Consider the following 24,200-nt stretch of genomic DNA (forward strand, 5'->3'; position numbering starts at 1 on the left):
ATCAATGACATATCCCATTATCCATGTTTCAGTCATGAGTTCAACCCTTCTTGCACCAAACGACACTTTTTACCTTTATATGGTCATTTGAGCAATATTTTCACTAATTTCTTCAAGATGTAGGGAAGCTGTAATCCCGCAGCCAGCACAATACCGATTGAAATAAACATTACGTATGTATATACCCTCAGTGGACAAGGCGGACGATTGAGGCGTACTGGATATACGCTGATTGAGGACAACGCAGAAAATTACTCAAACATAGCTTTCTGGATATTTTTCTGCCAATATGAGCTGTCAAAGTAATTCCCGCTTTTAGGCAGGTTCCTGAACATATTCATGATCATGTCATAAGTCATAGATGACGTGTCTATAAACAGTTCCTTTCCGTCCTTTGATTTAATCGCTGTACCGTTTGTTCCCACATAGGCAGTTGTATTGTCATTAAGGTGCTGTATCGTTCCTGTCATTTCCGCAAACTTTTTCAGCCACGACTCTCCCGTTTCCTTGCACATTTCCTTAAATTTCTTGGCATCCTCCCCCGTCATATAAGGGTGCTTCCCATCCCTGACATACCATGAAAAACCTGTTGCTTTGTCCGTATATTTCGGGTCTGTTGCCGCCCATTCTTCCAAGGTCTTATCGCCATACCACACTGTCAGGCCGCTGTCATTTGATACAGCGTTTTCCTCCTGCCCCATTATTGGATTTGTTGATTTAAGTGCATCATATATAACCTGCACATTGGCATTCTGCCTTGCACCTCCAGGAATGGATTCCTCTGCCACCTGTTTCTGTTGGTAGCACTGTCCGGCACTTCTCCTGTTGTACTTATTCGTTGATACATTGTTCTGATAATAATTCTGTCCTATTCCATTGACGCTCATTATTGCAATCCTCCATTTTCATCAATAGCTATATGGAACACCTTTCCTCTCTCTGTTAATTTAGAAATAGTTTCCACTTGGTTTATCGTCAATCTGAACAGATTTTTCACAGATTTGGCACGAACTGCCCCATTTAGGGAATGAACAAGTCCTGAAAGCATTTATCACAGTGTAAAAATTAATTCTTTTTAATAAATTTGCATATTTCTCCGAAATGATGTACGATAATAATTCAAAGAGGAGGTGTTATCATGAAAAAATGTAAGGTACTCTGTCTTTTCCTGTGTATCGTTGCGCTGTGCAGTCCTTCCCATGTAGCTGCCACAGAAGGCTTCTCCTGGGATATGCTCTCCGAACAGGAGCCTGTAAAAGAGGAGCATGATCAAAATGATAAAGACAACGAAAAAACAGAGCAGGACAATACCCCCGCCAACGATGAGATAACATGGATCATTGGAACAGGCGGCAACGAGGCAGACATAGATGACGAGACCGGCCGGAACAGTGATTCCGATGAAGAGAAACCTGATATAGGAGAATCTGACAGCGAAGCGCCGGACGATAAAGAAAAAACGGACAAGCAAGGCACAGATTCAGACAACGAAGACGACGAATCAGAGGAAATAGAAACAGGCGAAGAGGCAGATGACGACAGGACAAAGTATCCGTCCGGCAATATCTACTCCGAAGAAGAGACCGGTGAGATGATCTCGGAAAAATACCGGGAACTGCGAAAAGCCTACGAGATCGAAGATAAATTCCGTAAAACAAAGGAGATCGACCGCATCGATTCTTTTATTCTTAATTTTTGCGGAGATCCGCTGAAGGGCAAAAAGATCGCCTTCCTTGGCGACAGTATCACTGCCGGAAATGGCGGCACGCTCACTCCTGATGGCAGCGGTATGAATTATACGGACTTTATTTCCAAATATACTTCCGCGCAGATTATCAACCTCGGCATCGGCGGGACTCCTTTTGACGGTAATGACAACGACGACGCTATCGTTTACCGATACGGCGATATTCCCGACGATACCGACATCATCGTCCTGTTTGGCGGCATCAATGACTTGTTTGCCGGTTCCGACCATTTCGGTTCATTGGACGACCCGCAGGCCGGCACTTACTGCGGCGATATTTACAAAACGTTCCGACAGATCAGCAAACAATATGCGGACGCCGACGTCTACGTGGTAATCACCTATCCGAATAAGATGGAAGATTACAAAGAATATACCGGTGAAAACTGGCAGAAATATGCCAATGTGCAGATCGAACTGGCCGATGAGTTTGGTTTTCATGTCATCGATCTCTACAAAGAGGGATTTTTGGACAGCAGCGATGCCAAAGTCCGCAACGCCTTTTTCAAAGACGACATCCACCCTGACGACCTTGGCAGCGAAGTACTTGGAAGACATATTTTAGTGCATCTGATCAGAAATTATTTATAATTGGCAGGGAGTATTGATTTCCCGCTGCTCACCAAACCAAAAAGGACCTCCCATAAGTCAGATACAGACTTATGGGAGGTCCTTTTCCTTATTGATACAGAAAATTCTTTCGGATTTCCTGTCTTTTCGTATCTTATTGGACGATCTCTACCTTTTCGTCAGCGCCATCCCACTCTCCAACAGGATTTTCACTGATATTCAAGTATGTCAGATACTCTGCCTGTGTCAACGGCGATAAATCCGTAATATAATTGTCTTTCACACTCAGCCGTGTCAGCTTTTTCAGATTTCTCGTAAACTCCAAATCTGTCAGTTCATTGCTGTCGAGATAAAGCTCTTCCAGATTCGGGAACTTTGCCAGGAAATCGAGATGATCGACGAGAGCCACCTCGTCATACCACGCATTGAGAATCCCACCATAATCTTCCACATAAAAGTTTTTATTGAGATCTGCCGATCTCAGACTGAGTACACGCAGCGTTGAATTCTCTCCGATACGGTCAAAGTTAATTTCACATGTACTATCGTCCAGATAAAGCTCTTCTAACGACGGATGGTTGAATACCGAAGAAATATCTCCATAAACCTCAACGCCGTAATTGTAGCCGCTCCACCCGCTGCCATCAAGGTTGCCGTTGAGATCAGCATATTTCAGATTCTTCATCCCGTCCAGAAAATTCAGATTCGTAATATAGAGTCCATGAGACTGCCAGACAGCATACATCGTCAACCGCTCCACTCCTGTCAATGTGGAAAGTGCGTCCATGCCGTCGATATTGCAGTTATGTATGGTCAGTTCTCTGATATTACTGTGTCCCCGCAGGGAACCGACCGACATAAAGCCGCACAGCTCCACTTTCTCCAGTTTTGTCAGACTCGACAGGTCAGGGTCCGCATCGGATGTCATCTTGTCGACCGATAATTCCGTCAGTCCGGTCATCTGGCCGATCGGTCCATAGTCTTTGATCTCATAATTATCTGCAAGATGCAGGCTCTGCAGACCGGGCAGCTCCGCCAAAGGTTCCAGACTGATGACCGCACTGTCCTCCATCGAAAAAGCACGCAGATTCGGCAGTCCTTTTAAAAATCCCACATCCCGGATCAGATCAGAACTCAGTGACAAAGACTCCAGATTTGTCATTACGGCAATCGCCGAATAATCCGTCACCCTGACAATCTCCTCCCCGACGGAGATTGAATCGGAACGCACCGTATCTTCCAGAGAGAGCTCTTTCAATTTTTTCAGTGAAACCAACAGCTTTAAATTCGTATCCGGCATATCTACAACCGACAGCCGCTCCAGATTGACAAAGGAATGGATTCCTTCCATGGAATCAATATTGCTCAGCCGCAGCTCTGTGATCTGCTCCGGATCAACCATCTCCGCGATCTGGGAAAGCGGTGTTCCGTTGACAATAATTCCCTTTAACTGGTCAAAACCGCTCAAATCCATGTCGCTTGGCAGGCCATAGCTGGCGTCAAGCAGCACCAGTCCGGTAAAATTCGCGGTGTCACTGACATTCCACTCCAGATTCGGGAATGAGGCCACCCGGATATCCGGCGCCTCTCCATAGGGATCGTCAAAACTGTACCACACTTTGTCGCCTTCATGAGATACCTGTACCTTCAGATATTTCACCCGGGCAAGCTCCTGAGCCGTGACCCCGGTACTCTTTCCGAACATTTCTTCAATCATAGCCTGATAAAGCTCACAGTTCGGCGTCGCGGCCACATAAGTCTCTTCCTCCAGCGGATCATCGTCATAGCTGTAAGGTGTTGTTGTCTCATCGTATACACTCGTATTGGGGCGGAATCGGAGAGCGCTGCTCAATATAAAAAGCAACAGCAGCAGCGACACAGCCATCGTACAGATTCCAACTACCACCCTCAGGTTCCCTCTGTCTTTCTGCGTCGGGTCCTGATACACTCTGATCGGTCTGCCCTGATTGGGAGGACTGGCCGGAAAGCCCTGATAGATATTATAATTGGTAATGTTCTGTGTTCTCTCGTCGTCAAGCAGGAACTGATTCCCACAGTATTCGCAGGTCATCAGTCTGGTCTGCACACTTGGCGGACTGAGCCTTGCGCCGCAGGAAGGACAGGTAATCTCAACTATTTTCATTGTCATCCTCTCATCTTCAGCATATTATTTTTAATTATAGCCCAGCCGCCAGGCAACATCAATAGTCTTTCCTGCCTGTAATGCAAAATTTTTCCGAGCGCTTTGCGTCTTCTGTCACTCTCCCCACTCACGGCGCTTCCCCCTCTTGAAACCCTTCGAACCGGATATTGATTGCATTCTGTTCGGAAAGCAGTTATATTGGTATCAGTGACAGAAATAATAATTATGATTTCCGAAAAGGAGTAAAAAATGCCCAGGTCGCAGACTTCAAACCGAAATAGAGAGGAGAACAGATCGTTTATGGAAAAATCAACAAGAGCAGCTAAGAAAAGAGCCATTGTCAATGTCCGGGAATGTGTCGCCTGCGGATGCTGCATGAAAGTCTGCCCGCGAAACGCCATTTCCATCCCCAAAGGCATTCACGCCGAGATTGACAAAAGCCTGTGCGTCGGGTGCGGAAAATGCGCAAAGGAATGCCCCGCAAGCATCATTACATTGGAGGTGACAGAATAATGAAACAACAGAAAAAATGGTATGATTACCTCTGGGTTCTCTCTCTCACTTACCTGATCCTGGGATTTTTTAATATCCTCTTTGCCTGGCTCGGGCTTCTCTGCTTCTTCATACCGCTGCTGATTGCAGTTATAAAGGGCAATAAAGCCTACTGCAACAGATTTTGCGGCAGAGGCCAGCTATTCTCACTCGCCGGAGGCAGATTTGGGCTCTCCCGCAAAAAAGACATTCCCCGCTGGATGAAGTCAGGCTATTTCCGCTATGGATTTTTGCTCTTCTTCTTTACCATGTTTTTTCTCATGCTGTGGAACACTTGTCTGGTATTTGCCGGGGCTAAGAGCTTAAATACGATCGTAACTCTTTTATGGACCTTTAAGCTCCCCTGGCACTGGGCTTACCATGGCACCCTGTTCTCAGACGGCGTCGCACAGTTTGCCTTCGGATTTTACAGTGTGATGCTCACCTCAACCGTACTTGGCTTTGTGACGATGATCCTGTTCAAACCGCGCTCCTGGTGTGTCTACTGCCCTATGGGAACGATGACACAGTTGATCTGCAAGGCCAGACATGCGGCCACAGACAAGCAAAAGTAACCTCCTGAACTGAATTTACATTTATTTCCTGGAAAATACGGACGCATTCAGTATCCGGCCGGCGAGATACCCGGAAATGACTCCGATCACAATCCCGCCCAGAATATCTGTCGGATAGTGTACATACAGATACAGTCTGGAAAACGCAATCAATACCGCCAGTACAAACGCAAATCGGAACAATCGTTTCTCTCCGGCGAAATACAGCGCCGAGACGGAAGCAAACGAGGCGGCAGTATGCCCGGAGGGAAATGAAAAATCAACCGGCCTTGCGATCAAAAGCTCAACAGCGGCGTTTACATCGCAGGGCCTTGTTCTGGCAAACAGATGTTTTAATACACCGTTACAGAGTACAAAATCGATGCACAGTGCGGCTGCCATCAGCATCCCGCTTCTCCTCATTCCGGGAATCATCAGCAAAATAACCGTCAGCAGAATCCAGATCATTCCCGCATTTCCCAGCTTCGTGATAAGAGGAATGATCTCGTCGCCAAGCGGTGTCCTTATTCCCTGAAGGAAATCCAAAAACCGTATTTCTATCTCCATAATCTTCTCCTTCTACATTCTCTTCGAGGGCTGCGCACCCTGCATGTTTATTAATACTACAAAAGCCAGCCCACAACCGGACTGGCCTGCCTTTCTATGTCACGCTCCATATTTACTGAAATAGTCCTTTTAAAGTATCAGCCGCCTTGGACACACCCTGTGTATCTGTATGATGGCTTCATTGTATCACACATTTATAAAAATTCAAGCGATCATCTCTCATAGATCTGTCATTGAAAAAACATTTATTTTTGGTAAATCAGCTCAACAATCTCTCCAATGTTTTTGCAGCTCTCTAATTTAAGATTGATTTTCGGAAACTCCGGGGAAAAAGCGGAATTCCATTTCCAAGGACAGTTGGCATAACATAAATGTAATATCTGTCAATTAAATTCTCCTGCATAAAACAGCGAATTATTTCTCCCCCACCTAAGAGCCAAATGTTTCCCGAATGTTTTTCAGAGATGAAATCTAACACTTGTTTCCCCGGCGGTATAGACGTAAATTGGACATTCGGATCATAATGAAGTTGTTGACGTGTACATACATAACAGGGCATTCCTTCGTATGGCCATTTATCAGGGGAAAGATCCTTTTTTATTTGGCGGTAGGTTTTCCCTCCAAGTATGATTGCCTGCAGGGAATCATAAAATTCCTTATATCCAAGATCGGGGGATGGACTCGGGGTTTCATCCAAAAAACTTATATTCCCATCTTTTTCAGCAATATAACCGTCTAAAGACATCGCAATATATAGAATTAATCTGTTTTTCACGGTAGTTCTCCTGCCTGACAGTAACAGCACTTTCCCTATTTACATTTATCCACAATTTCAATGAAAAATAAAATTGTAAAAACTTTCTTATATCAGAATGCACTTTAATTTTTATATCATAGTCTCAAATTTTAGTTTTGTCAAATACACTTTCCTTTAGTCGGCAATAGTATGTTATCGTAAGAAAGATAAAAAAACACTTGACAAGTTATGGGAATAATAGTATATTAGTAAAGCGGGTTGCACATAACAGCCCGTATGAATGGGATCTTAGCTCAGCTGGGAGAGCATCTGCCTTACAAGCAGAGGGTCATAGGTTCGAGCCCTATAGGTCCCACTCATTTCTATCATATCATATGGCGAGATAGCTCAGCTGGCTAGAGCATGCGGTTCATACCCGCAGTGTCGAGGGTTCAAGTCCCCCTCTCGCTACTCACAAGAGTCTTGAAAGTACAGTGTTTATGCTGTTTTCGAGACTTTTATTTTTTTAAGATAATCAAACAGCAGTACGATATTGCTTCCTCAATCTGCCGTTCCGCTTCCTCTGCGCTTTTATTATTGAAATATTAATAATTCTTTGTGATCTCACTTAACGTAGGCATATCTCCGCCTCCATCTTTACCTAAGTATTTTCGATGTGAAACTGGTTCATTTCACGCTCATATTTTAATGGCATAATTTTAACCGTTCCTTTATTTATTCTCATAGTATCGCAAGTTTTTTGTCTTCCCTTTTTTATCAGCACGCCCTCGTCAGTTAGCTCTCGCAAAAGCAGGATTGCCGTAGATTGGGACACACCAAGTTCCGTTTCTACATCACTGCGAACAATAAAACCTTTACTGCGACACAGTTCCAAAACAGTATTGATTCGTGCTTCCTTTTTTGTCGCACTGGTACCTCCACCCGTTCTAAGGATATTTTGAGCTTTTTGTTCTTCTACATGGAAGTTGGTATTGGGAAGCGTAATCTTAAAAGCATTACTTGTTGTTTCGATCACAGGTTTCACAACATAATTATCGTAACATTCCTTAATCCTAAGAATCCCTGTACCATATGCTTCAATCAGTCTCAGACGATAGAAAATATTCGCTAAATGCTGATTGCGCAGCGCGGACACTCCCAGCATCACGTCATCCAATACAATACCTTTCACCAAACCACCAATGGTTACGAATTCAATCCGGTCTTCAAAATTCTGATAAGCGTAGCCCCGCTAAAAGAATAGTCCCGATGGACGATTGCATTCAGTAGTGCCTCACGGATTGTCTCCGCGGGATAATCTCTCATGTCTAACCGGTCCAGTCCTGAGAATTCTGCACGGGTACGATTGTAACGATCAATATAATTGAAAGCTTCCTCCATCTGATTTAAAAGGGATCCCGACAATTCCTGTCGATCCCTGAATACAGATTTCTTACTCCCCTCAAAGACAGCCAGTTTGATCATATGTGTACACTGTTCAGACAGCAAAAATGCCAGATTTGTGTACATACCATCTTCGCCAGTCAGGTAAAGCGAACGCATCTGAGTTCTTCCAGCCCCTACCTTCCGTTTACTAAAGAAATCGACAGCTTTATTAAAAGTAAGATGCTGATCGAGAGAGCGAGCCGCCTCATAGCTGTCACCACTTGTATCCTTGATCATATTCAGGATAGCGGTATCTGTTGCCGGAACTGTCGATGCTCCCTGACGAACATAAACACCCTCCGGGCGAATTCCTTTTCCTTGCAGATAATACGGTCTTGCCGTACCGCGCTGGACAATTACTCATACAATTGCCTTTTCGTCCATTACATCATTGCGGCATTCCACAAACATAGTAATATCTGGCCACACAGCATCCCTAACTGCATTGGTTACATGTAACATAGTATCATCAACATCATCGACACCGCAAGCTGTTCCATCGTCGTTCACTCCGATACAAAGTGTACCGCCATCACAGTTTGCAAAGGCAACAATCGTATTTTTAATATCTTCCACATATTCTCGCTTGAATTCAGTTGTCTTGTTTTCTACGAACATAAAATATCCTCCAACCAATTCAAATTATATTATAATCTAATAATTATTATAATCATTTTTCTTTTTTATAAGTAGAATCTGTTTATTTATGAGAAAGTAAATCAATTTTCTTTATGATATTACACACATTTAGTTGACACTTTATGCCAAAATATTTATAACACTCAAAAAAATCAAGGACATAAATCAGAATGGCAAAAATATATCATAAAAGCACTTTATCCGACGCCATATACGAAAAACAAAGTGCTTATTCCCCTAAAAATCTACTCTCTTTTACCCCGGCAGACTATCCTCCACACAAATCGCCCCATACACCGCGTATGTCAAGTTAATGTCACAAACTATTTTTACTTTTTTAAAGCGAAAATCCCAGAAACCCGCATAACTTCGTAGGGCGTATGGTTCGCTAATGTTAAGTTGGGATGAAATTGACAGTGAATTAATGTCAAGTTGCTTTCGAGTTTTCTTTCCCACTTTCACCAATCCCAAATAATAACTTATCAAAATCGCTTTGATACAGTCCATCCTGAATAACTCTATATTTTTCAAACTCACTCTCAGCAAAGCTTTTAGCAATTTCAGCTGATACTTTACCCTTATCCCTCAATATTTCTTCCTCATTAAACTCCAAAAATACATCCAGTCTTTTCGCCCAATCTTCCATAGTCATAGGAATCTGTCGTCTTGCCTGTCTTTCCGCATAATCCAAATACATAGTGACAAACTGATTTAGCTCCTGCATTTCCACTTTTGTCAAATAATTCTTTGCAATACTGACATCCGATTTAACGATCTTACCCATTGGAGCATTTTTCCAAGTAATCAACCCCATATGTTCTTTTCTATGGTCTGCACGCTCTACGATCACCTCTGCAGCCGTATGATGATGAATTGCATAATGCAACTTATTCTGAACCATAGCAAAGAAATCCTCAGATGTAGCCGCTGTAGGAGAATAATCCACTGCCGTTGCATAGATATCGGTTATCTTTTGATAAAATTTTCTCTCACTTGCACGAATTTCCCTGATCTCATCAAGTAAATGCTCAAAATATTCCTCATCAAATATCTGCCCATTTTCAAGCCGTCTTTTATCCAACACATAACCCTGAATCGCAAAGGTCTTTAATACCTTTGTTGCCCACTGCCTGAACTGGGTTGCCCGAATGGAATTAATTCGATAGCCCACTGAGATAATCGCGTCAAGATTATAAAATTTCATCCTATATTTTTTGCCATCAGAAGCAGTTGCCGAGGATTCCTCGGTAACTGCTTCTGCCTCTAACTCTCCGCTGGCAAAAATATTTTTCAAATGTAAACCAATATTGTCCGTTGAGCAATCAAAAAGCCTCGCCATACTCTTTTGTGTCAACCATACATCTTCATCATGAACTCTGACCTCAATGCCGTCCTCCCCATTCTGTTTGGTAAACACAAGAAAATCCATAGTACTATTTCTGATCTGTATCTTTTTGACCATAAAATCACCCAATCTTATTCCGACAATCTATTATTACAATCTACTCTCTTAATCCACATCCTGCGGACATCCCATTCATACATACCCTTTAGGAACTGACAGGTATCCGGTAAGGTATAAATGTTTCTAACAACAATTCTCAATAATCTTCTGTACTGCATAAGGCCGTGCACATGCTGATTTCGATAATGTTTCAGACATTTATAACAGGAACTGCCGCAATCACAGCTTTGCAGAAGTATTTAACTTCATCTAATAGCCATTCTATTTCTTCTGATACACTGTCCGCATATCCCGCGCCACTAGAAAGGCTGTCATATAAATAAATATCCACAAAAAATCCCTTCGCATTCTCCCTTAACCGATATCCTGTAACCAGCTCCATAAACTCAATATTCAAGGCTTTACTCGCTGCCAGACGAATGGCTTCTGCCAACGATAGCGCTGCCCGGTTAAGCCATGGATTATCATTTCGCCTAGTATCAATCCGTGTACTGTCCAGAGCAAATTCCATCACCAACATGTCCGTTATAAAATCATAACCCAGATTTACATTCTCCACATTTACATGCCGACATCCATTTCGGGCAAATTTTGAATGATATGGCCGCTTTATCAATTTTTCAAAATATAAATATATCAATAACTGTCCAAATATATAATTCATTTTTTCTGTGGGCTTCTTTACTGCACTTATATCTACAGTCTCAACTGTCCTTGATTTACTTATTTCAAATTTTCTATCAGAAGGAAAATATATCTGCACAAACTCCCCATTTTTATACGATTGATACATTTCTTTACCATCAATATCTTTTGATAAACTATTACTTATTTTTAGTTTTTCTGAAGAAATGCCAAAATCAAATTGTCTCCATGTTGAACCTGCAAATCCCCACTCATGAATCCCTATTTGACTGCTAATTGCATTAAGCAATGTTGTTTTTCCACATCCATTAATTCCGTAAGTATTAAGTGTTTCATCTCATCTCTAGACAATTTTATTTTAATATTCTTCAAGTGCCTCACTAGCAAAATATCTATCTCTGTTAAAAATATATGTTCCATACTGACCTCTTTCTTTGATTCCAAGCTTCATTATCTTATTTACACATAATAAGCCAAAAACTATAAGGTTTCTTCTTCAATTACCCATTGTCCATTTTTCTTAGAACCTATTCTTTTTATAATGCCTTTTTCTCTTAAAACACGAATATGCTTCGTAATCGTTGTCACTCCAACCCCTATTTGTCCGCTAAGTTCATGCACTGTAATATTACTGTTCTCTTTCATCCAACTTAATATTTTCTTATCGCATTCATTCAATACAACCCCCTTCTTCTTTTGTAAATCGCTTCCCATTACTCTATCTTTGTTTAGCGGAATTGTTACCGTAATAAAATTTTCCGTAATATCAAACACTTCTTTCCCATATCGAGATATGATCAAAGGAACTCCATGCCCAGTCTGTTCTATATAATCCAGCTGCACCATAATCTGCTGAAGTTCAAGATTCACAGGCTTACTTTTTCCCTCATAAAATTCCTCCAATGTAAGTCCCTCTGGTAATCCTCCCACTGATATGACCTCAATGCGATCTTCAAACATATACACAGCCGGCGGCGTCTGTCTCGACCAGCGATTGTGCAGACAAGCGTTTAACCATGCCTCTCTAAAACATGGGAAATCAAACAGTCTGCTCTCCTTTCTAAGACTGCTTCCTACATCCACTATCGTATCATTTAACGCCTCCATATAGTCTAACACCTGCTTCACAGCTACAAGCATGCATTTATAACCATATTCATTCCGTTTAATCAGATTTGTCTTATCTGTCCCATGAAATACCGCAACTTTAATTGAATAACTGTTAATGTCTGCCAGAATAGCCGCCATTAAGTTGTAAGTTCCGTCACGTGTTAAAAGATTTAGATTTTGCTCAAACGTATTCTCCCGAAGCGTAAGATTATTTCCGGCGTATAACGTCTTTAGTTGCTCAAAACTCAACTCTTGATTATTTGCTTCAATATTTACTATAGAATCTGATACACTAAGCATCAGATTGCGTAATTGCTGTGGCGATATTTCCCTGTCCTCATCCGCCGATCTCATATAATACTTTCCATAGGCTGAATAAGGTTTTTCATCTCCTTCTACAGTAACTTTAATTACATTTTTATCATCACATAATTCCATAATAATAGTCGGAATAATCTGCGGTTTAATCGCATTCGCAATTCCCTGAGATATTTCTCGCAATGTACGATCACCAATTTGCTGGCCTAAGATCTTACCATCATTTCTAACTCCAAAATACAATGTACCTTTTCCATTTTTATTCAACATAGAAGCCAATGAAATAATGCCTTCTTTCAATTCTCCAGTCGTTTTTTTAAACTCAATCAGCTCAGTTTCCATACCGAAATTCACAATATCACCTCCATATTTAGTATATCCTTTTTTGTTATTTTAATCAACACTTAATAGACACTTTATTCGCCACCTATATAATGAATAAAGTGTCTATTAACCTCAAAAACTCCCCATTTTTACCCCGATAGACTATCCTCCATACAAAGCTCCCCATACCCCAACTCTTGTCTGGAATACCAGTAATATACCATAATTTATTATTGATTCATTCTCACTGATATATTTAGCAATTCTTTTCACTTCTGCATCTGTAAAAACAGACAAATAAACGCATTGAGAAATATAAAGAAAAAGAGGGCACGCAGAAAATGACCACGCATATCCGCATGGTCATTCCCGGCACTTTATATTAGATATTTATATTTAAGCTGTCTACTTGACAAGGGGGGCTGGAATCGGCTTGTAATGTGTTTATTTTGGGTCTGTATGATGATAATATGGCAGCAGGTAGTTTTGAACCTACCGAACTAATAGGGGGGGGTGATGTTTCCATTCAAAAATAAAATCCCATATATACGGATATACCCCTATATAAAAATATACCCTTCTAAACCCTCTTATACCTCTAAAAATCTAACGTACACATTAGAATTTCAGCCACAATACTACTACACAATAAAATAATCTGTTCTCGGTATAATTAATGAAAATTATCTTTTGCCTTAAACAAGAAAATTATCCTTTGTCTGTCTTCTATTCCTTTTTATTCGGTATCTGATTATCCAATTTTTCATATAATGACATAAATTCAGAAACGGCTTCAGCCTTATTAGAACTATATCCGTTATAATTTCCAGATGGATTAACAGCTAGCTCTGTCAGCGTATTATATGTATTATATGCATCATATAAGTCTGAAACAGTATCATAGCATTTTTCGAGTCCCTCAGGCACAGTTTGCAAATCTTTTATTATCTGCTTAACCGTTTTTTGATTTTCCTCTATACTTTTTCTTGTCTCTGAAGTATCTTCATCTAAATACCGATTAAAAAGGGCGTCATTAAAGTCATCATAAAAAACTCCTTTTCCATTATCTTTTCTGGTGAATCGATCTGTTTCACTATCTTCTTCCTCATAAATGGAATTCCCCCATACCCTTAAAGTCAGGTTACATAGTGATTCAGCATCTCTACCTCCGGCAACCATACAAATCTGAGCAAAAGTCAAATTATCTATATAGGTATTATAAGCTTCAACACGCTCTCGTTCTGATTTTTTATCAGAATAAATTTTATAACCCCCCACAACCAACGACACACAAAACAAGTATGATAGCTGCCATTACAATCATATTTTTTGTCTTCTTTGTTACTTTTACACCAGCAACTTCCACTTGTTGTAATGCCGCAACTTTTTCTTTCTCCTCTTCAACCGGACAACCACAATGTGGACATTCTGTAGCACCACTGGGAACTTCTCTACCACAATCGACGCATATTCCCATTGGGGGTTGATCCTCTACAAACACTTTCCCACAATGCACACATTTTTTAGCTTTTCTTGAGGTTTCCATCCCACATTCAGGACACTTAACCAAATTACTCTTTGGAACATTTTCTACTTCTTCCTTACCCTCTATTTAAAGAACCACAAGCGCATTCCCAGACAATGGTTTCGTTGCCATCGTCTAAGCCACTCTTACATACTGGACATTTAAGTAAAATATGCTCAAAATCTTCTTTTTTCTTCATCAATATCTTCCCTTAACAAGAGCATACAAAAACACGACAATTTAATGGGCTGTCAACCTTACACAAAACGCCGCTTCCGGTAAAAATCGGAGCGGTGTTTTTGTATATCTTCTGGACACCGTGACCAGAAGAGACCCGCCCATTTCCCCCGCTTCGTCCACGGCTGATGTGTTGAAAATTAGCAATCTCAAAGCCTTGCCCCGCAAGGGTTTCCAGCTCCGGTTTCATAGGGGCTGGTATAGTATCATTCCCCAGGCCCGATTTATCGAAATACTGTCAACATCTGAATTTATGGGAGGTATCTGTGAACGGTCAAAATTCAATGTCTTGCAGCCCTGAAAACCAGTCAACACTGGTCGCCGGGAAAAAGCGTATTCGGAGTACGTCTGTCTGTGTCTGGCTGTCCCCGGATGAACAAGCAAAAATCCGGGAACGTATGGCAGACGTGGGTATTCGCAACCTTTCAGCATATATGAGAAAAATGGCTCTCAAAGTCTATGTGCTCCATGTTGATCTTGCTCCAGTCAAAGAGATCGTTTCCCTGCAAAGGCGGTGTGCAAATAATCTCAATCCAATCGCCGTCAGGGTGAATACTTGTGGCGGAGTTTACCCCCCCCGAAGAAATCAAGACCCTGCAAAAGGTCTATACGGATTTATGGTGGCCTCTTTCTGTACTGCTGGAGAAACTTTCGGAGGTGGTGACGCTGTAAGGACATAAGGCCCAAGAGCGTCAGCGACGGAGCCGCAGACAAGAGGACTTCTGGTCACAGTGGTCAGAAGCTCTGGCGGGTTTAATGCCACCCCAGAAACTGCACCAAAACCGGGGACGGCACTTTTTTGGTGCTCTTTGCGGCAGTCTCTATAATAATGGTATTTTATAGCAGTATTTTACTTCGTATTGTGCTGCTCTGGAGAAATAATCACTCCGATTGTCCGCAATTTCCGACCAGGAGCAGGCTTATTATTTTGGAGCGGGGTCAAAGTTTTGGAAATGGCGGCAGCAGTATTTTCCAGTTCTTCATCTGTGAGATAAACATAGGACAGCGAAAAGCCTGATTTGTCATTTTTAATATCAATACCTGGAGCATCACAATAAGTCTGGAATTGTTTCGCAAAGGTCAAAATGTACTGCAAAAACATCTGCATATACATTTTTCCGGAGTTCTCACCAATCATCGTATTGGTGTCGTTCAGATCAAAGGTCGCAGCATACGTCTTTTCAACGGTTCCTCTAACCTGTGTTTCACTTACCACTTTGAGAACTCCATCTTCGGTCATACGCTTTAAGTTTCGATATAGTGTGGTTTGAGGAATATCCATACACTTTTCAGCAAGTAGTTTTGCAGTTGTCTCCCCGCTTTTCAGTATCTCGATCAGCAACCGGCACTTGATTGGATTTGAAACACATTCCATAATTTTAAGATTCAGGTGTTGCTTATCCATGAAGAACACGCTCCTTTCCCTGGAAATATTACCATGATGAAAATAAAAAGTCAATCACCTGCTCAAAGCCCTTGATTTTATATTCCCATTATGGTAATATAACCGGCAAGGAAATATAAAGGAGGTTCCTTTTGGATATGCAAGTATCCACAATCAAATCATTTATGGGAGGTATTTACAAATGAACGCTTTATTGGAAATACTGCCGCTGCTCATTCCAGTTTTAGTGCTGGATGCTGTTCTTGCTGTGGTTGCGGCGCTTCATGTGTTGCGGCATCCGCATTATCGGTTTGGCAGCAAGGTGTTTTGGCTGGTCGTGGTTGTTGTGTTCCTACTCATGGGCCCGATCACTTACTTTGTTATTGGGAGGGGCGAGGAACAATGAATGCACTGACAATGCAGGGCTTGTCAAAAGCTTTCGGCGGACAGAAGATCATTGACAATTTGAATATGGCCGTACCGGAGGGAAGTGTTTTCGGTTTCATCGGCCAAAACGGAGCCGGAAAAACAACGACCATGAAAATGGTACTCGGTTTGCTGCGGCCCGATCAGGGTGAGATTACTGTCTGTAATGAGACTGTTCACTTTGGGCAGACGAAAACAAATCAGTATATCGGCTATTTGCCGGATGTCCCGGAGTTTTACGATTACATGACCCCGATCAGATACCTTGCGTTATGTGGAGAGATCATTGGACTGTCAAAGGCGGAAACATATCAAAGGGGTGAGGAACTTCTTTCTCTGGTGGGACTGGGAAACGTCAAAAAGACGATTGGCGGCTTTTCGCGTGGTATGAAACAGCGGCTTGGAATCGCACAGGCTTTACTCACCCGGCCCAAGCTGTTGATTTGTGACGAGCCGACCAGCGCCCTTGACCCAGTGGGCAGAAAAGAAATTCTGGATATTCTTCGCAAAATCAGTGGCACAACAACGGTCTTGTTTTCCACACACATTTTGTCTGATGTGGAGCGAATCTGCGACCATGCAGCCCTGCTCAACCAGGGAAAGATCGTTGTCGGGGGAACGCTTTCGGAAATAAAAGCCCTTCATGGTCACGAAAGTCTACTTCTGGAATTTTCTGGGGATGATGCCTTGCATACCTTCAAAAGTCAGGAGGCAATACAGCCCTTGCTGAACACGGCGGAAGAAAAAGGGAAAGAAATCATATTACACAGTCAGGAGATGGAAAAAGTTCAGCATACGGTATTCCGCATTTTGGCGGAGACGGCACTTTGCCCCATCAAAATTGAGATTATGGAGCCGTCTCTTGAGAGCCTGTTTTTGGAGGTGATACAATGAACGGCTATGTTGCCTTTTTGAAGAAGGAACTAACTGAGAACATGAAAAACTACCGCTTTCTTATCCTGTTCGCTGTCTTTCTGATTTTTGGGCTGACCAGTCCTTTCCTTGCCAAGTTTATGCCGGAGATCCTCTCTGCGGTGGCGGCGGATATGCAGATGGGGTCGGCCCCTGTTGCTTTGGATGCGTGGGAGCAGTTTTATAAGAACATCTCCGGCGTTGGGTTCAGCGCGTTTATTATCCTGTTTGGCAGTTGTATGTCTGGTGAATATTCCAAGGGGACTTTGGTACTGCTGGTAACAAAGGGCCTGCCCCGCTCGGCGGTTATCTTCGCAAAATATACTGTGGCGGCAATTCTTATGACCGTCTGCTACTGGACCGGATTCCTTGCGACCTACTCCTACACAGCTTATTTATGGCCGGGTACAATGCTTTCCAATGTCTTTACTGCCGCGTTTTATCTGTGGCTGATCGGTTTCCTGTACCTGAGTATTCTGCTCCTTGGCTGTGTTGTTTTCAAGCAGACTTTCACCAGTATCCTTTTTACCGGCGGTATCGTGGCGATCATATCCCTGCTGGGGATTGTCGAACCGCTGGCTAAATTCAATCCGTTCCTTTTGACCTCAAAGAACGTGGAGCTGATCTCCGGCATAACTTCTGTATCGGAATTTTTAATGCCAACCGTCATTTCTATTGCTATTACAATCATAGACCTTTGGATTGCAACGATACTTTTTGATGGGAAACAGCTTTGATCAAAAAAGTAAAATTGATTTGAAAAAAACCTGATAAAAACAAAAACCGTTGTTCGGCGATTGGTATCTACACGCCCGAACAAAATACAAGCAGTCCTGCGGCGGTTTTGAAATAACAAATTTCAGACCGCCGCTTTCTTTTGAAAAAACGGAAAACGGAGGGTGTGTTAAAGTTGCCCATTTTTAAGGACACAGCGGTATCCGGGAGGTATCGTCATGTTCTTTTCTCGTAGTCTGTTGTCAAAAAAAGCCCGCCTGATGTTTGAGATGTACGCCGAGCCGTCCACGTCGTTCGGGGATATTGCCCGGTACTTTGCTGAAAACAATATCCTGATTTACGGCAAGGAATTGAAACGGGGATTTATCTCTCAGTTGCTCCGCAACCCGATTTACGCCCAGGCCGACCTGAAGCTGTACGAATTTTTCAAGGGTCAGGGTGCGGTGGTGGTCAACGACGCGGCGGACTTCGCCGGGACAAACGGCTGCTATCTCTACCAGGGCCGGGACGTGCAGGAGCGAAAAAACAAGGACCTGCGCGGACAGATCCTTGTGCTGGCCCCCAGCGAGGGCATTGTCCCCGCTGATACTTGGTTACGTTGCAGAAAGAAGCTGCTGGCAAATATCACGTTCCAGGGAGGACGCAAGGCCCGGAATACCTGGCTGGCCGGAAAAATCAAATGTGGGCGCTGCAGGTATGCCCTTATGAGCGTGAGCAACCCGGCAGGGACGCAGTATCTTCGGTGCTCCAAGAGGGCGGACAACAAAAGCTGTGAGGACTGCGGGACGCTTCGGACGGCGGAGTTTGAGCAATTTGTCTATGGGGAGATGGTGAAGAAGCTCTCCGAATTTCAAACCCTGACCGCCAAGACCGAGACAGTCAACCCCAGGCTGACCGCTCTAAATGTGGAGCTTGCCCAGGTGGAGGCCGAAATCGAAAAACTGCTGAACACCCTGACCGGGGCCAATGCGGTTCTGCTGTCCTATGCCAACGGGAAAATCGAGGAGCTGGACGCAAACCGCCAACGGTTGATAAAGGAAATCGCGGCGCTGAACGCGGAAACAATCTCCCCACAGAAAATTGAGTTTCTGTCTGCCCATCTGGAGAACTGGAACACGATTGACTTTGAGGACCGACGGCAGGTGACGGACATCATTCTCTCCCAGGTCCAGGCCGCCAGCGACCGCGTTTCGTTTGAGCGGAAAATCTGAAAATCTTTCTCTCTGCGCTTTATACTATGGCCTGTGTGCCCTTGTTAAGCGTTGCTATATTATGTAATTGTGTTTTTGTTGTCTTAAATGTTTTCCCACAAGAATTGCATTTCCATACCATTACATCATTTTCGCCTGGTACGCCGTTACATTTACTGCACTTTATCATTCAAATATTCCTCTTTTACATCTTCAGTATTATATGGTAAATGTCATCTTTTATCTTCTTTTCTTTCAAATTACAAGTCCGATAGATGAGTCAAATATTTGCCATCAATCGCATCATTTGAACAGACTTAAATGTTGAAATCGCAAATACTCGAAAGGTATCTATTATACTTTCTTTGAATGCTACCTGAAATGCATGATACAAACCAGTTATTTGAAAATCACCGATACACAACTTTGTACTTTGATTTATATTTTTTGATTTTAAGTCACTTGCAATTTCAGGGTGTCATTTGCAAAGAAAAATAACTTTATTTCCGGATAATTTTCCACTAAGTTGTTCTAATGAACTACCAATAAAATATTTTCAAGGCAACCACACGCTCACAAATTGACTTTATTAATTTTAATTATATATAATTCAACACAAAGCGAAACTATATTTTCACATCCGACGCTCCTTATACATAAGCACCCTATCTCAATCACTTAATCACCAATCCCAATCCTACACATATGGCTTCACTTCTACTCTCAACGGCGCATTATATACCTTCTTTGGAACCTTATTCTTATACTTGTCTGCCATGACTGCTGATCCAATCATTTCGTACCATTAACCACAAACGCAGCGGAGATTATCATAGTCTCCGCTGCATTTGTGATAAACAAAATCCATGCCCTTATTGGCAAGGTGTCTTCTCCCCGACGTCCGGTATCTCAGCTTTCACGCACTCCGGCTTTCTCCCGTGCTGCAATCCCCTTTCTGACATGAAAGAGACAGATCTGGGCAATGACAGATAAGGCAAAGATCACGATGTCCATCGCCAGATAACCGTTATAACTGCCGCTTCCTTTTATGGAACTGATCCATGTGACGATACAGATCGCGATATAGGAGAGCGCCGGCGGCAGGAACAGCGACTGGTTCACGATCGCAGTGCTTCCGTCCTGATCGCCTGCCGTACAGCAGTGGAGCAAAAAAAGATTGGCCAGAATGATTACCGTGCTGAAGTAAAAGCACCAGAACGCAAAATCTTTCTCATTCCATACAAGGACCATGACAGCTGAAAATGCCATAAATAGAATGCCATAGATGGCCGCAATATGTTTTTTGATCACCAGATTCATTTTGTCTGCTCCTCCCGATATAATCTCTTGCCACATTCCGGACAGAACTTCACGATTCCGTTCAATTTCGTACCACATTTCGGACAGTTCTGCCATATCTTTGTACCACATTCGAAGCAAAACTTCGCCCCCTGCGGGATCATCGTCCCACAGGAAAGACATTTGACCGTATCCGCGCCCATCCCCGGCCCTGTTAGTGCGGCGCCTGGAATGGCAGAATTACCGGCGATATTGCTCATCGCGCTGCCCATTGCGCTGCCTACCATACCACCTACATTGACGCCAAGGCCCATACCGATACCAGCGCCCACAATGCCTGCTCCGGCGCCTTCATTCTGCGCCGCCTTATCAAGCACGTCAAAAGTCCTCTTTTCCTGATAGCTGTACCCGAGAATATCCATCTCGGCTCTGGCTCCTCTTGCGAGCAGCTCCTTTTCCTTGGCCGACGCAAGCGCCGTGCGAATCTTCACATACCCAGGATCGTTATCCGGTACGGTTATGGAATTGACAAAGAAATGGGCGATTCTCATGCCATATTCTTCATACATCGGTGACACCTGCAGCCTGATCTGATCAGAGATCTGGTTCAGGCGGCTGTGAACATCGAGAAAGCTCACTTTCTGCGCTGTCATCAGATCGGCAATCAGGCTTTTCACCTTCGTCATCAGCATCCCCCGGAACAATTCAATCACTCTGGCTTTCGACATGTCTCTCGTCGTGCCGACCAGCTTTTTCAACAGCATACTGCTGTCCGTGACACGCAGTGTAAACTGGCCGTTCGCCCGTACCGGCAGAATAATGTGATAAACAGGGTCCTGAATCGGTAACGGCTGTGACGTCCCCCATAAGACATTCAGAACATCTGCTTTGTTGATAAAATAGATTTCACAGTGAAACGGCGTCCTCCCGCCTGTGGGAATGCTGATCACCCGCCGCAGAAGCGGAATATTGTTCGTCTCCAGCGTATACCGTCCCGGCCCGAACCGGTCCAGAGCCTGCCCGTTCTTAAACAGCACAGCCTCCTGAGACTCATGTACGATAAGCTGGCTCGCCGTGTTAAAGTCCTCCTCCGGGTGTTTCCAGACGAGAACGTCTCCCGGCCCCTCATACTTAATGATTTTTGCTATACTCAATCCGATTGCCATGATCGATTACCCCCTGTTCTCCCACAAAATAAATCTGTCCTGCCTACATCCGTTCCGGCGCGCAGAAGCCGAGCAGGTCAATACATGTCTCCAGCACATCTCTCGTCAACAGCAGTAAGGCGATCCATCCCGCTTTCTTTTCCCCGTCCTCCTCCGTCAATATCTTTGTCTCATGATAAAAGTGGTTAAAGGCATTCGCCAGGCTGTAAATAAACGCACAGATCTTATGCGGCGCAAGCTCATTGTAAGCCGCTTCCATCATAGCCCCAAAGCCAGTCAGCTCCATCATCAGCGCTTTCTCGGACGCACCGGCCGCCTCCCGCAGCAAGGCTTCCTGCAAGTTTCCCCCCTGTTCCTCATACTTGCGCAGAATCGACTTGATGCGGGCGATCGTATACAAAATATAAGGGCCCGTATCCCCCTCGGAAGAACTGAATTTTTCAATGTCAAAAATATAATCTTTGGACGCCTGATTGGACAGATCCCCATATTTGACCGCGGCAAGCGCCACCTGTCTGGCCGTCCGCTCTGCCTCCTCGTGCTCAATGGCGCGCATCGATTCACTTTCACGGATCCTCCGGTACATCTCTTCATCGATGTCGTGAAGCAGATGTTCCAGACGCATGACACCGCCTTCCCTTGTCTTAAAAGGCTTGCCATCTTTCCCATTCATCGTGCCAAAGCCAAGAAACTGCAGCCGCGTCTGTGGTGTCACAAGTCCGGTTTTTCTCGCACACCGGAACACCTGTTCGAAATAGAGTTCCTGCCGTTTGTCCACAACATAAATGATCGCGCCGGGACCGATTTGTTCCATCCGTTCCATGATCGTAGCAAGGTCTGTCGTATTATAGAGGGAAGCGCCGTCCGACTTCAAAATCATGCAGGGCGGAATCTCTTTTGTATCTGTCTCCTCCCTGACATCCACGACGAGCGCCCCTTCACTCTCATGGGCATAGCCCTTTTCCTTCATGGATGCGACCATGCCGGGAATGCGGTCATGGACATCGGACTCTCCTTTCCAGAGATCAAAGGTCACGTTTAGTTTTTCATAGTTTTTCTTCAGATCTGCGACCGACACTTCGATAATCTTCTGCCAGAGCGCCCGGTATCCTCTGACACCGCTCTGCAGTTTATAAGTGGCTTCCATTGCCTTTTCCTTATAGGCGGCATCTTCCTTGGATCTGGCGCTGGCCGTGGGATAGATCTCCTCCAGCTCCGAGATTGTAAACGGCGCCTCCGGCGGATATTCTCCGGTATAAGATTCGTCGAAATAAACCGCTTCCGGCCTCCGCTCTTTCAGTTCGGTAATAATCAGGCCCATCTGCAGGCCCCAGTCTCCCAGATGAATATCCCCGATCACCTCATGTCCCATATATCTGGCGATCCGTTTCACGCTCTCGCCGATAATGGCGGAGCGCAGATGGCCGACATGGAGCGGCTTCGCGACATTGGGCCCGCCATAGTCAATAACGATTGTTTCCTTTTTGGCGGACTCTTCCAGCCCGAACTTCGGCGCCATGCGCATTCCCTGCATATACTCTTTGAGAAACCGCTCCGTAATCTTCAGATTGAGAAATCCCGGCGCCACCGCATCCGCCATGGCAAATACACTGCTGTCCGACAGTCGCCCGGCTACATCCTGTGCGATCAAAAGCGGCGCTTTCTTATACTGCTTCGCCCCCGCCATAGCTCCATTGCACTGGTACTCACATAAGTCCGGCCGGTTGGAGACTGTCACCTTTCCCAGCGACTCGTCGTAGCCAGCGGCGGCAAACGCCGCCCTTACTTCTTTTGAAATCAAATCAAGAATCTTTTCCATAATTTATACTATTCCTTTTTATTCATCCCCGTGCAGGCGTCTGTCTCTCTCCTCTCTGGAAAAGACACAGCCGCAGTAGTCCTGCCGGTACAGATCATATTTCCGGGACAGTTCGATTGACTGTTTATATCCCTCTTTTTTCTTAAAATCACACGGCAGAAATACCGTCCCGCAAGCCTGAGCCGTCTGCTGTCCGATCTCGTTGAGTGTCTGCGCATTTTTCAGCGGACTGATCGTCAGCGTCGTTGTCATATAGTCAAATCCCTGCGCTGCCGCCTGTTTTGCCGTCTCACCAAGCCGAAGTGCAAAGCACCGCCGACATCTCTCCTGCCCTTCCGGACATTGCTCCAGCCCCTTCACAGCCTGTAAAAACCGCTGCGGATCATAGCAGCCTTCCTGCACACGAATCGGAAATCCCACTTCCTCCTCATTCAGCGCGGCAATCAGTCGTTTCTGCTCTTTTGCCCGCTTCCGGTATTCTTCCTCATCGGTAATGTTGGGATTATAGTAAAATACCGTGATCCTGAAAAATTCCCGCAGGTACACGAGCACATAACTGCTGCATGGTGCACAGCAGCTATGGAGAAAGAGTCGTTTGCCTTTCGTCTCTTTCTGTGACAGTATCTGTTCCAGTTCTCTCTGATAGTTACGCCTCTTATGTTCCATTCCCTGCCGCCTGTTCCGCTTCCTGTCCTGCCTGCTGTGAAATCTT

At 44.1% G+C, this 24,200-nt stretch carries 25 protein-coding genes, 2 tRNA genes and 1 pseudogene; 10 read left to right on the plus strand and 18 right to left on the minus strand.

Features of this window, described 5'->3' with window-relative positions; genetic code table 11:
* Positions 1 to 251 precede the first annotated feature (251 nt).
* The gene (locus V1224_10855; GenBank protein WWR14986.1) at positions 252 to 887 is read right to left on the minus strand and encodes a hypothetical protein; all 636 of its coding nucleotides are present in this window, start codon (positions 885 to 887) and stop codon (positions 252 to 254) included.
* Between the two features lie 251 nt (positions 888 to 1,138).
* On the opposite strand from V1224_10855, the gene V1224_10860 reads away from it, so the two are divergent.
* Positions 1,139 to 2,338: a GDSL-type esterase/lipase family protein gene (locus tag V1224_10860; protein WWR14987.1), complete on the plus strand. Its 1,200-nt coding sequence runs from the start codon at positions 1,139 to 1,141 to the stop codon at positions 2,336 to 2,338.
* Positions 2,339 to 2,471: 133 nt separating this feature from the next.
* Here the strand turns inward: V1224_10860 and V1224_10865 are convergent, their stop codons facing one another.
* The gene (locus tag V1224_10865; GenBank protein WWR14988.1) at positions 2,472 to 4,460 is read right to left on the minus strand and encodes a leucine-rich repeat domain-containing protein; all 1,989 of its coding nucleotides are present in this window, start codon (positions 4,458 to 4,460) and stop codon (positions 2,472 to 2,474) included.
* 300 nt (positions 4,461 to 4,760) lie between these two features.
* On the opposite strand from V1224_10865, the gene V1224_10870 reads away from it, so the two are divergent.
* Positions 4,761 to 4,973 (plus strand): 4Fe-4S binding protein, encoded by a 213-nt coding sequence (locus V1224_10870; GenBank protein ID WWR14989.1) that lies wholly within the window; start codon positions 4,761 to 4,763, stop codon positions 4,971 to 4,973.
* Positions 4,973 to 5,566 carry a 4Fe-4S binding protein gene (locus V1224_10875; GenBank protein ID WWR14990.1) on the plus strand — a complete coding sequence of 198 codons (594 nt, stop codon included), beginning with the start codon at positions 4,973 to 4,975 and terminating at the stop codon, positions 5,564 to 5,566. The genes V1224_10870 and V1224_10875 overlap by 1 nt, the downstream gene beginning before the upstream one ends.
* 21 nt (positions 5,567 to 5,587) lie before the next feature.
* Here V1224_10875 and V1224_10880 read toward each other — a convergent pair whose 3' ends face one another.
* The gene (locus V1224_10880) at positions 5,588 to 6,112 is read right to left on the minus strand and encodes a phosphatase PAP2 family protein (GenBank protein ID WWR14991.1); all 525 of its coding nucleotides are present in this window, start codon (positions 6,110 to 6,112) and stop codon (positions 5,588 to 5,590) included.
* A 295-nt stretch (positions 6,113 to 6,407) separates the two neighbouring features.
* Positions 6,408 to 6,887 carry a dihydrofolate reductase family protein gene (locus V1224_10885; GenBank protein WWR14992.1) on the minus strand — a complete coding sequence of 160 codons (480 nt, stop codon included), beginning with the start codon at positions 6,885 to 6,887 and terminating at the stop codon, positions 6,408 to 6,410.
* Between the two features lie 264 nt (positions 6,888 to 7,151).
* On the opposite strand from V1224_10885, the gene V1224_10890 reads away from it, so the two are divergent.
* Both V1224_10890 and V1224_10895 read left to right on the plus strand, forming a co-directional pair.
* Positions 7,152 to 7,224 (plus strand) — tRNA-Val (locus tag V1224_10890).
* 21 nt (positions 7,225 to 7,245) lie between these two features.
* Positions 7,246 to 7,319: transfer RNA gene (locus V1224_10895), tRNA-Met, on the plus strand.
* Positions 7,320 to 7,509: 190 nt separating this feature from the next.
* Here V1224_10895 and V1224_10900 read toward each other — a convergent pair.
* The 9 genes from V1224_10900 to V1224_10940 all read right to left on the minus strand — a co-directional run bounded on the left by V1224_10900 (position 7,510) and on the right by V1224_10940 (position 14,519).
* Complete coding sequence (locus tag V1224_10900) at positions 7,510 to 8,040, minus strand: ATP-binding protein (protein ID WWR14993.1); 531 nt, start codon at positions 8,038 to 8,040, stop codon at positions 7,510 to 7,512.
* Positions 8,041 to 8,054: 14 nt separating this feature from the next.
* A complete protein-coding gene (locus tag V1224_10905) occupies positions 8,055 to 8,531 on the minus strand; it encodes a hypothetical protein (GenBank protein ID WWR14994.1) in 477 nt (158 codons plus the stop codon).
* A gap of 123 nt (positions 8,532 to 8,654) precedes the next feature.
* Entirely contained in the window at positions 8,655 to 8,912 is a 258-nt protein-coding gene (locus V1224_10910) for an ATP-binding protein (GenBank protein WWR14995.1), read from the minus strand.
* Between the two features lie 448 nt (positions 8,913 to 9,360).
* The gene (locus tag V1224_10915; GenBank protein WWR14996.1) at positions 9,361 to 10,395 is read right to left on the minus strand and encodes a virulence RhuM family protein; all 1,035 of its coding nucleotides are present in this window, start codon (positions 10,393 to 10,395) and stop codon (positions 9,361 to 9,363) included.
* A 193-nt stretch (positions 10,396 to 10,588) separates the two neighbouring features.
* On the minus strand, positions 10,589 to 11,332 hold the full coding sequence (locus V1224_10920) for a DUF1998 domain-containing protein (GenBank protein WWR14997.1): 744 nt from the start codon (positions 11,330 to 11,332) through the stop codon (positions 10,589 to 10,591).
* A 191-nt stretch (positions 11,333 to 11,523) separates the two neighbouring features.
* Positions 11,524 to 12,825 (minus strand): RNA-binding domain-containing protein, encoded by a 1,302-nt coding sequence (locus V1224_10925; GenBank protein ID WWR14998.1) that lies wholly within the window; start codon positions 12,823 to 12,825, stop codon positions 11,524 to 11,526.
* Positions 12,826 to 13,521: 696 nt separating this feature from the next.
* Positions 13,522 to 14,073, minus strand: a complete 552-nt coding sequence (locus V1224_10930) for a hypothetical protein (protein ID WWR14999.1) — start codon at positions 14,071 to 14,073, stop codon at positions 13,522 to 13,524.
* Complete coding sequence (locus tag V1224_10935; GenBank protein ID WWR15000.1) at positions 14,060 to 14,365, minus strand: zinc ribbon domain-containing protein; 306 nt, start codon at positions 14,363 to 14,365, stop codon at positions 14,060 to 14,062. The genes V1224_10930 and V1224_10935 overlap by 14 nt, the downstream gene beginning before the upstream one ends.
* A gap of 31 nt (positions 14,366 to 14,396) precedes the next feature.
* Entirely contained in the window at positions 14,397 to 14,519 is a 123-nt protein-coding gene (locus V1224_10940) for a hypothetical protein (protein ID WWR15001.1), read from the minus strand.
* A gap of 322 nt (positions 14,520 to 14,841) precedes the next feature.
* Between V1224_10940 and V1224_10945 the strand changes: the two are divergent.
* Positions 14,842 to 15,229 (plus strand): annotated as a pseudogene (locus tag V1224_10945) (plasmid mobilization relaxosome protein MobC).
* A gap of 178 nt (positions 15,230 to 15,407) precedes the next feature.
* Here the strand turns inward: V1224_10945 and V1224_10950 are convergent.
* Positions 15,408 to 15,962, minus strand: coding sequence for a helix-turn-helix domain-containing protein (locus V1224_10950; GenBank protein ID WWR15002.1), 555 nt, complete (start codon positions 15,960 to 15,962; stop codon positions 15,408 to 15,410).
* A gap of 181 nt (positions 15,963 to 16,143) precedes the next feature.
* On the opposite strand from V1224_10950, the gene V1224_10955 reads away from it, so the two are divergent.
* The 4 genes from V1224_10955 (at position 16,144) to V1224_10970 (ending at position 19,225) form a co-directional block, all read left to right on the plus strand.
* Entirely contained in the window at positions 16,144 to 16,347 is a 204-nt protein-coding gene (locus V1224_10955; protein WWR15003.1) for a PLDc N-terminal domain-containing protein, read from the plus strand.
* Positions 16,344 to 17,261, plus strand: coding sequence for an ABC transporter ATP-binding protein (locus V1224_10960; protein WWR15004.1), 918 nt, complete (start codon positions 16,344 to 16,346; stop codon positions 17,259 to 17,261). Before V1224_10955 ends, V1224_10960 begins: the two co-directional genes overlap by 4 nt.
* Positions 17,258 to 18,016 (plus strand): ABC transporter permease subunit, encoded by a 759-nt coding sequence (locus tag V1224_10965; protein ID WWR15005.1) that lies wholly within the window; start codon positions 17,258 to 17,260, stop codon positions 18,014 to 18,016. Before V1224_10960 ends, V1224_10965 begins: the two co-directional genes overlap by 4 nt.
* 216 nt (positions 18,017 to 18,232) lie before the next feature.
* On the plus strand, positions 18,233 to 19,225 hold the full coding sequence (locus V1224_10970; GenBank protein ID WWR15006.1) for a recombinase family protein: 993 nt from the start codon (positions 18,233 to 18,235) through the stop codon (positions 19,223 to 19,225).
* Between the two features lie 888 nt (positions 19,226 to 20,113).
* On the opposite strand, the gene V1224_10975 is transcribed toward V1224_10970, so the two are convergent.
* Genes V1224_10975 through V1224_10990 form a run of 4 tightly spaced genes read right to left on the minus strand, consistent with a single transcriptional unit; the run spans position 20,114 to position 24,154 of the window.
* Positions 20,114 to 20,524 carry a hypothetical protein gene (locus V1224_10975; GenBank protein WWR15007.1) on the minus strand — a complete coding sequence of 137 codons (411 nt, stop codon included), beginning with the start codon at positions 20,522 to 20,524 and terminating at the stop codon, positions 20,114 to 20,116.
* A complete protein-coding gene (locus V1224_10980; protein ID WWR15008.1) occupies positions 20,521 to 21,669 on the minus strand; it encodes an SPFH domain-containing protein in 1,149 nt (382 codons plus the stop codon). The genes V1224_10975 and V1224_10980 overlap by 4 nt, the downstream gene beginning before the upstream one ends.
* Before the next feature lie 43 nt (positions 21,670 to 21,712).
* Positions 21,713 to 23,488, minus strand: coding sequence for an arginine--tRNA ligase (gene argS / locus V1224_10985; GenBank protein WWR15009.1), 1,776 nt, complete (start codon positions 23,486 to 23,488; stop codon positions 21,713 to 21,715).
* Positions 23,489 to 23,506: 18 nt separating this feature from the next.
* The gene (locus V1224_10990; protein ID WWR15010.1) at positions 23,507 to 24,154 is read right to left on the minus strand and encodes an epoxyqueuosine reductase QueH; all 648 of its coding nucleotides are present in this window, start codon (positions 24,152 to 24,154) and stop codon (positions 23,507 to 23,509) included.
* Between the last annotated feature and the right edge of the window lie 46 nt (positions 24,155 to 24,200).

The organism is Lachnospiraceae bacterium JLR.KK008 (assembly GCA_037015955.1).
GTDB lineage: Bacteria > Bacillota > Clostridia > Lachnospirales > Lachnospiraceae > VSOB01.

What these genes read in the sequence shown, in the direction of transcription:
- V1224_10870 (WWR14989.1), top strand. Translation starts at nt 4,761, where the DNA reads ATGGAAAAATCAACAAGAGCAGCTAAGAAAAGAGCCATTGTCAATGTC.
- V1224_10855 (WWR14986.1), bottom strand. Translation starts at nt 887, where the DNA reads ATGAGCGTCAATGGAATAGGACAGAATTATTATCAGAACAATGTATCA.
- V1224_10990 (WWR15010.1), bottom strand. Translation starts at nt 24,154, where the DNA reads ATGGAACATAAGAGGCGTAACTATCAGAGAGAACTGGAACAGATACTG.
- V1224_10965 (WWR15005.1), top strand. Translation starts at nt 17,258, where the DNA reads ATGAACGGCTATGTTGCCTTTTTGAAGAAGGAACTAACTGAGAACATG.
- V1224_10970 (WWR15006.1), top strand. Translation starts at nt 18,233, where the DNA reads ATGTTCTTTTCTCGTAGTCTGTTGTCAAAAAAAGCCCGCCTGATGTTT.
- V1224_10915 (WWR14996.1), bottom strand. Translation starts at nt 10,395, where the DNA reads ATGGTCAAAAAGATACAGATCAGAAATAGTACTATGGATTTTCTTGTG.
- V1224_10950 (WWR15002.1), bottom strand. Translation starts at nt 15,962, where the DNA reads ATGGATAAGCAACACCTGAATCTTAAAATTATGGAATGTGTTTCAAAT.
- V1224_10880 (WWR14991.1), bottom strand. Translation starts at nt 6,112, where the DNA reads ATGGAGATAGAAATACGGTTTTTGGATTTCCTTCAGGGAATAAGGACA.
- V1224_10975 (WWR15007.1), bottom strand. Translation starts at nt 20,524, where the DNA reads ATGAATCTGGTGATCAAAAAACATATTGCGGCCATCTATGGCATTCTA.
- V1224_10875 (WWR14990.1), top strand. Translation starts at nt 4,973, where the DNA reads ATGAAACAACAGAAAAAATGGTATGATTACCTCTGGGTTCTCTCTCTC.
- V1224_10910 (WWR14995.1), bottom strand. Translation starts at nt 8,912, where the DNA reads ATGTTCGTAGAAAACAAGACAACTGAATTCAAGCGAGAATATGTGGAA.
- argS (WWR15009.1), bottom strand. Translation starts at nt 23,488, where the DNA reads ATGGAAAAGATTCTTGATTTGATTTCAAAAGAAGTAAGGGCGGCGTTT.
- V1224_10955 (WWR15003.1), top strand. Translation starts at nt 16,144, where the DNA reads ATGAACGCTTTATTGGAAATACTGCCGCTGCTCATTCCAGTTTTAGTG.
- V1224_10865 (WWR14988.1), bottom strand. Translation starts at nt 4,460, where the DNA reads ATGAAAATAGTTGAGATTACCTGTCCTTCCTGCGGCGCAAGGCTCAGT.
- V1224_10940 (WWR15001.1), bottom strand. Translation starts at nt 14,519, where the DNA reads ATGAAGAAAAAAGAAGATTTTGAGCATATTTTACTTAAATGTCCAGTA.
- V1224_10960 (WWR15004.1), top strand. Translation starts at nt 16,344, where the DNA reads ATGAATGCACTGACAATGCAGGGCTTGTCAAAAGCTTTCGGCGGACAG.
- V1224_10860 (WWR14987.1), top strand. Translation starts at nt 1,139, where the DNA reads ATGAAAAAATGTAAGGTACTCTGTCTTTTCCTGTGTATCGTTGCGCTG.
- V1224_10980 (WWR15008.1), bottom strand. Translation starts at nt 21,669, where the DNA reads ATGGCAATCGGATTGAGTATAGCAAAAATCATTAAGTATGAGGGGCCG.
- V1224_10905 (WWR14994.1), bottom strand. Translation starts at nt 8,531, where the DNA reads ATGATCAAGGATACAAGTGGTGACAGCTATGAGGCGGCTCGCTCTCTC.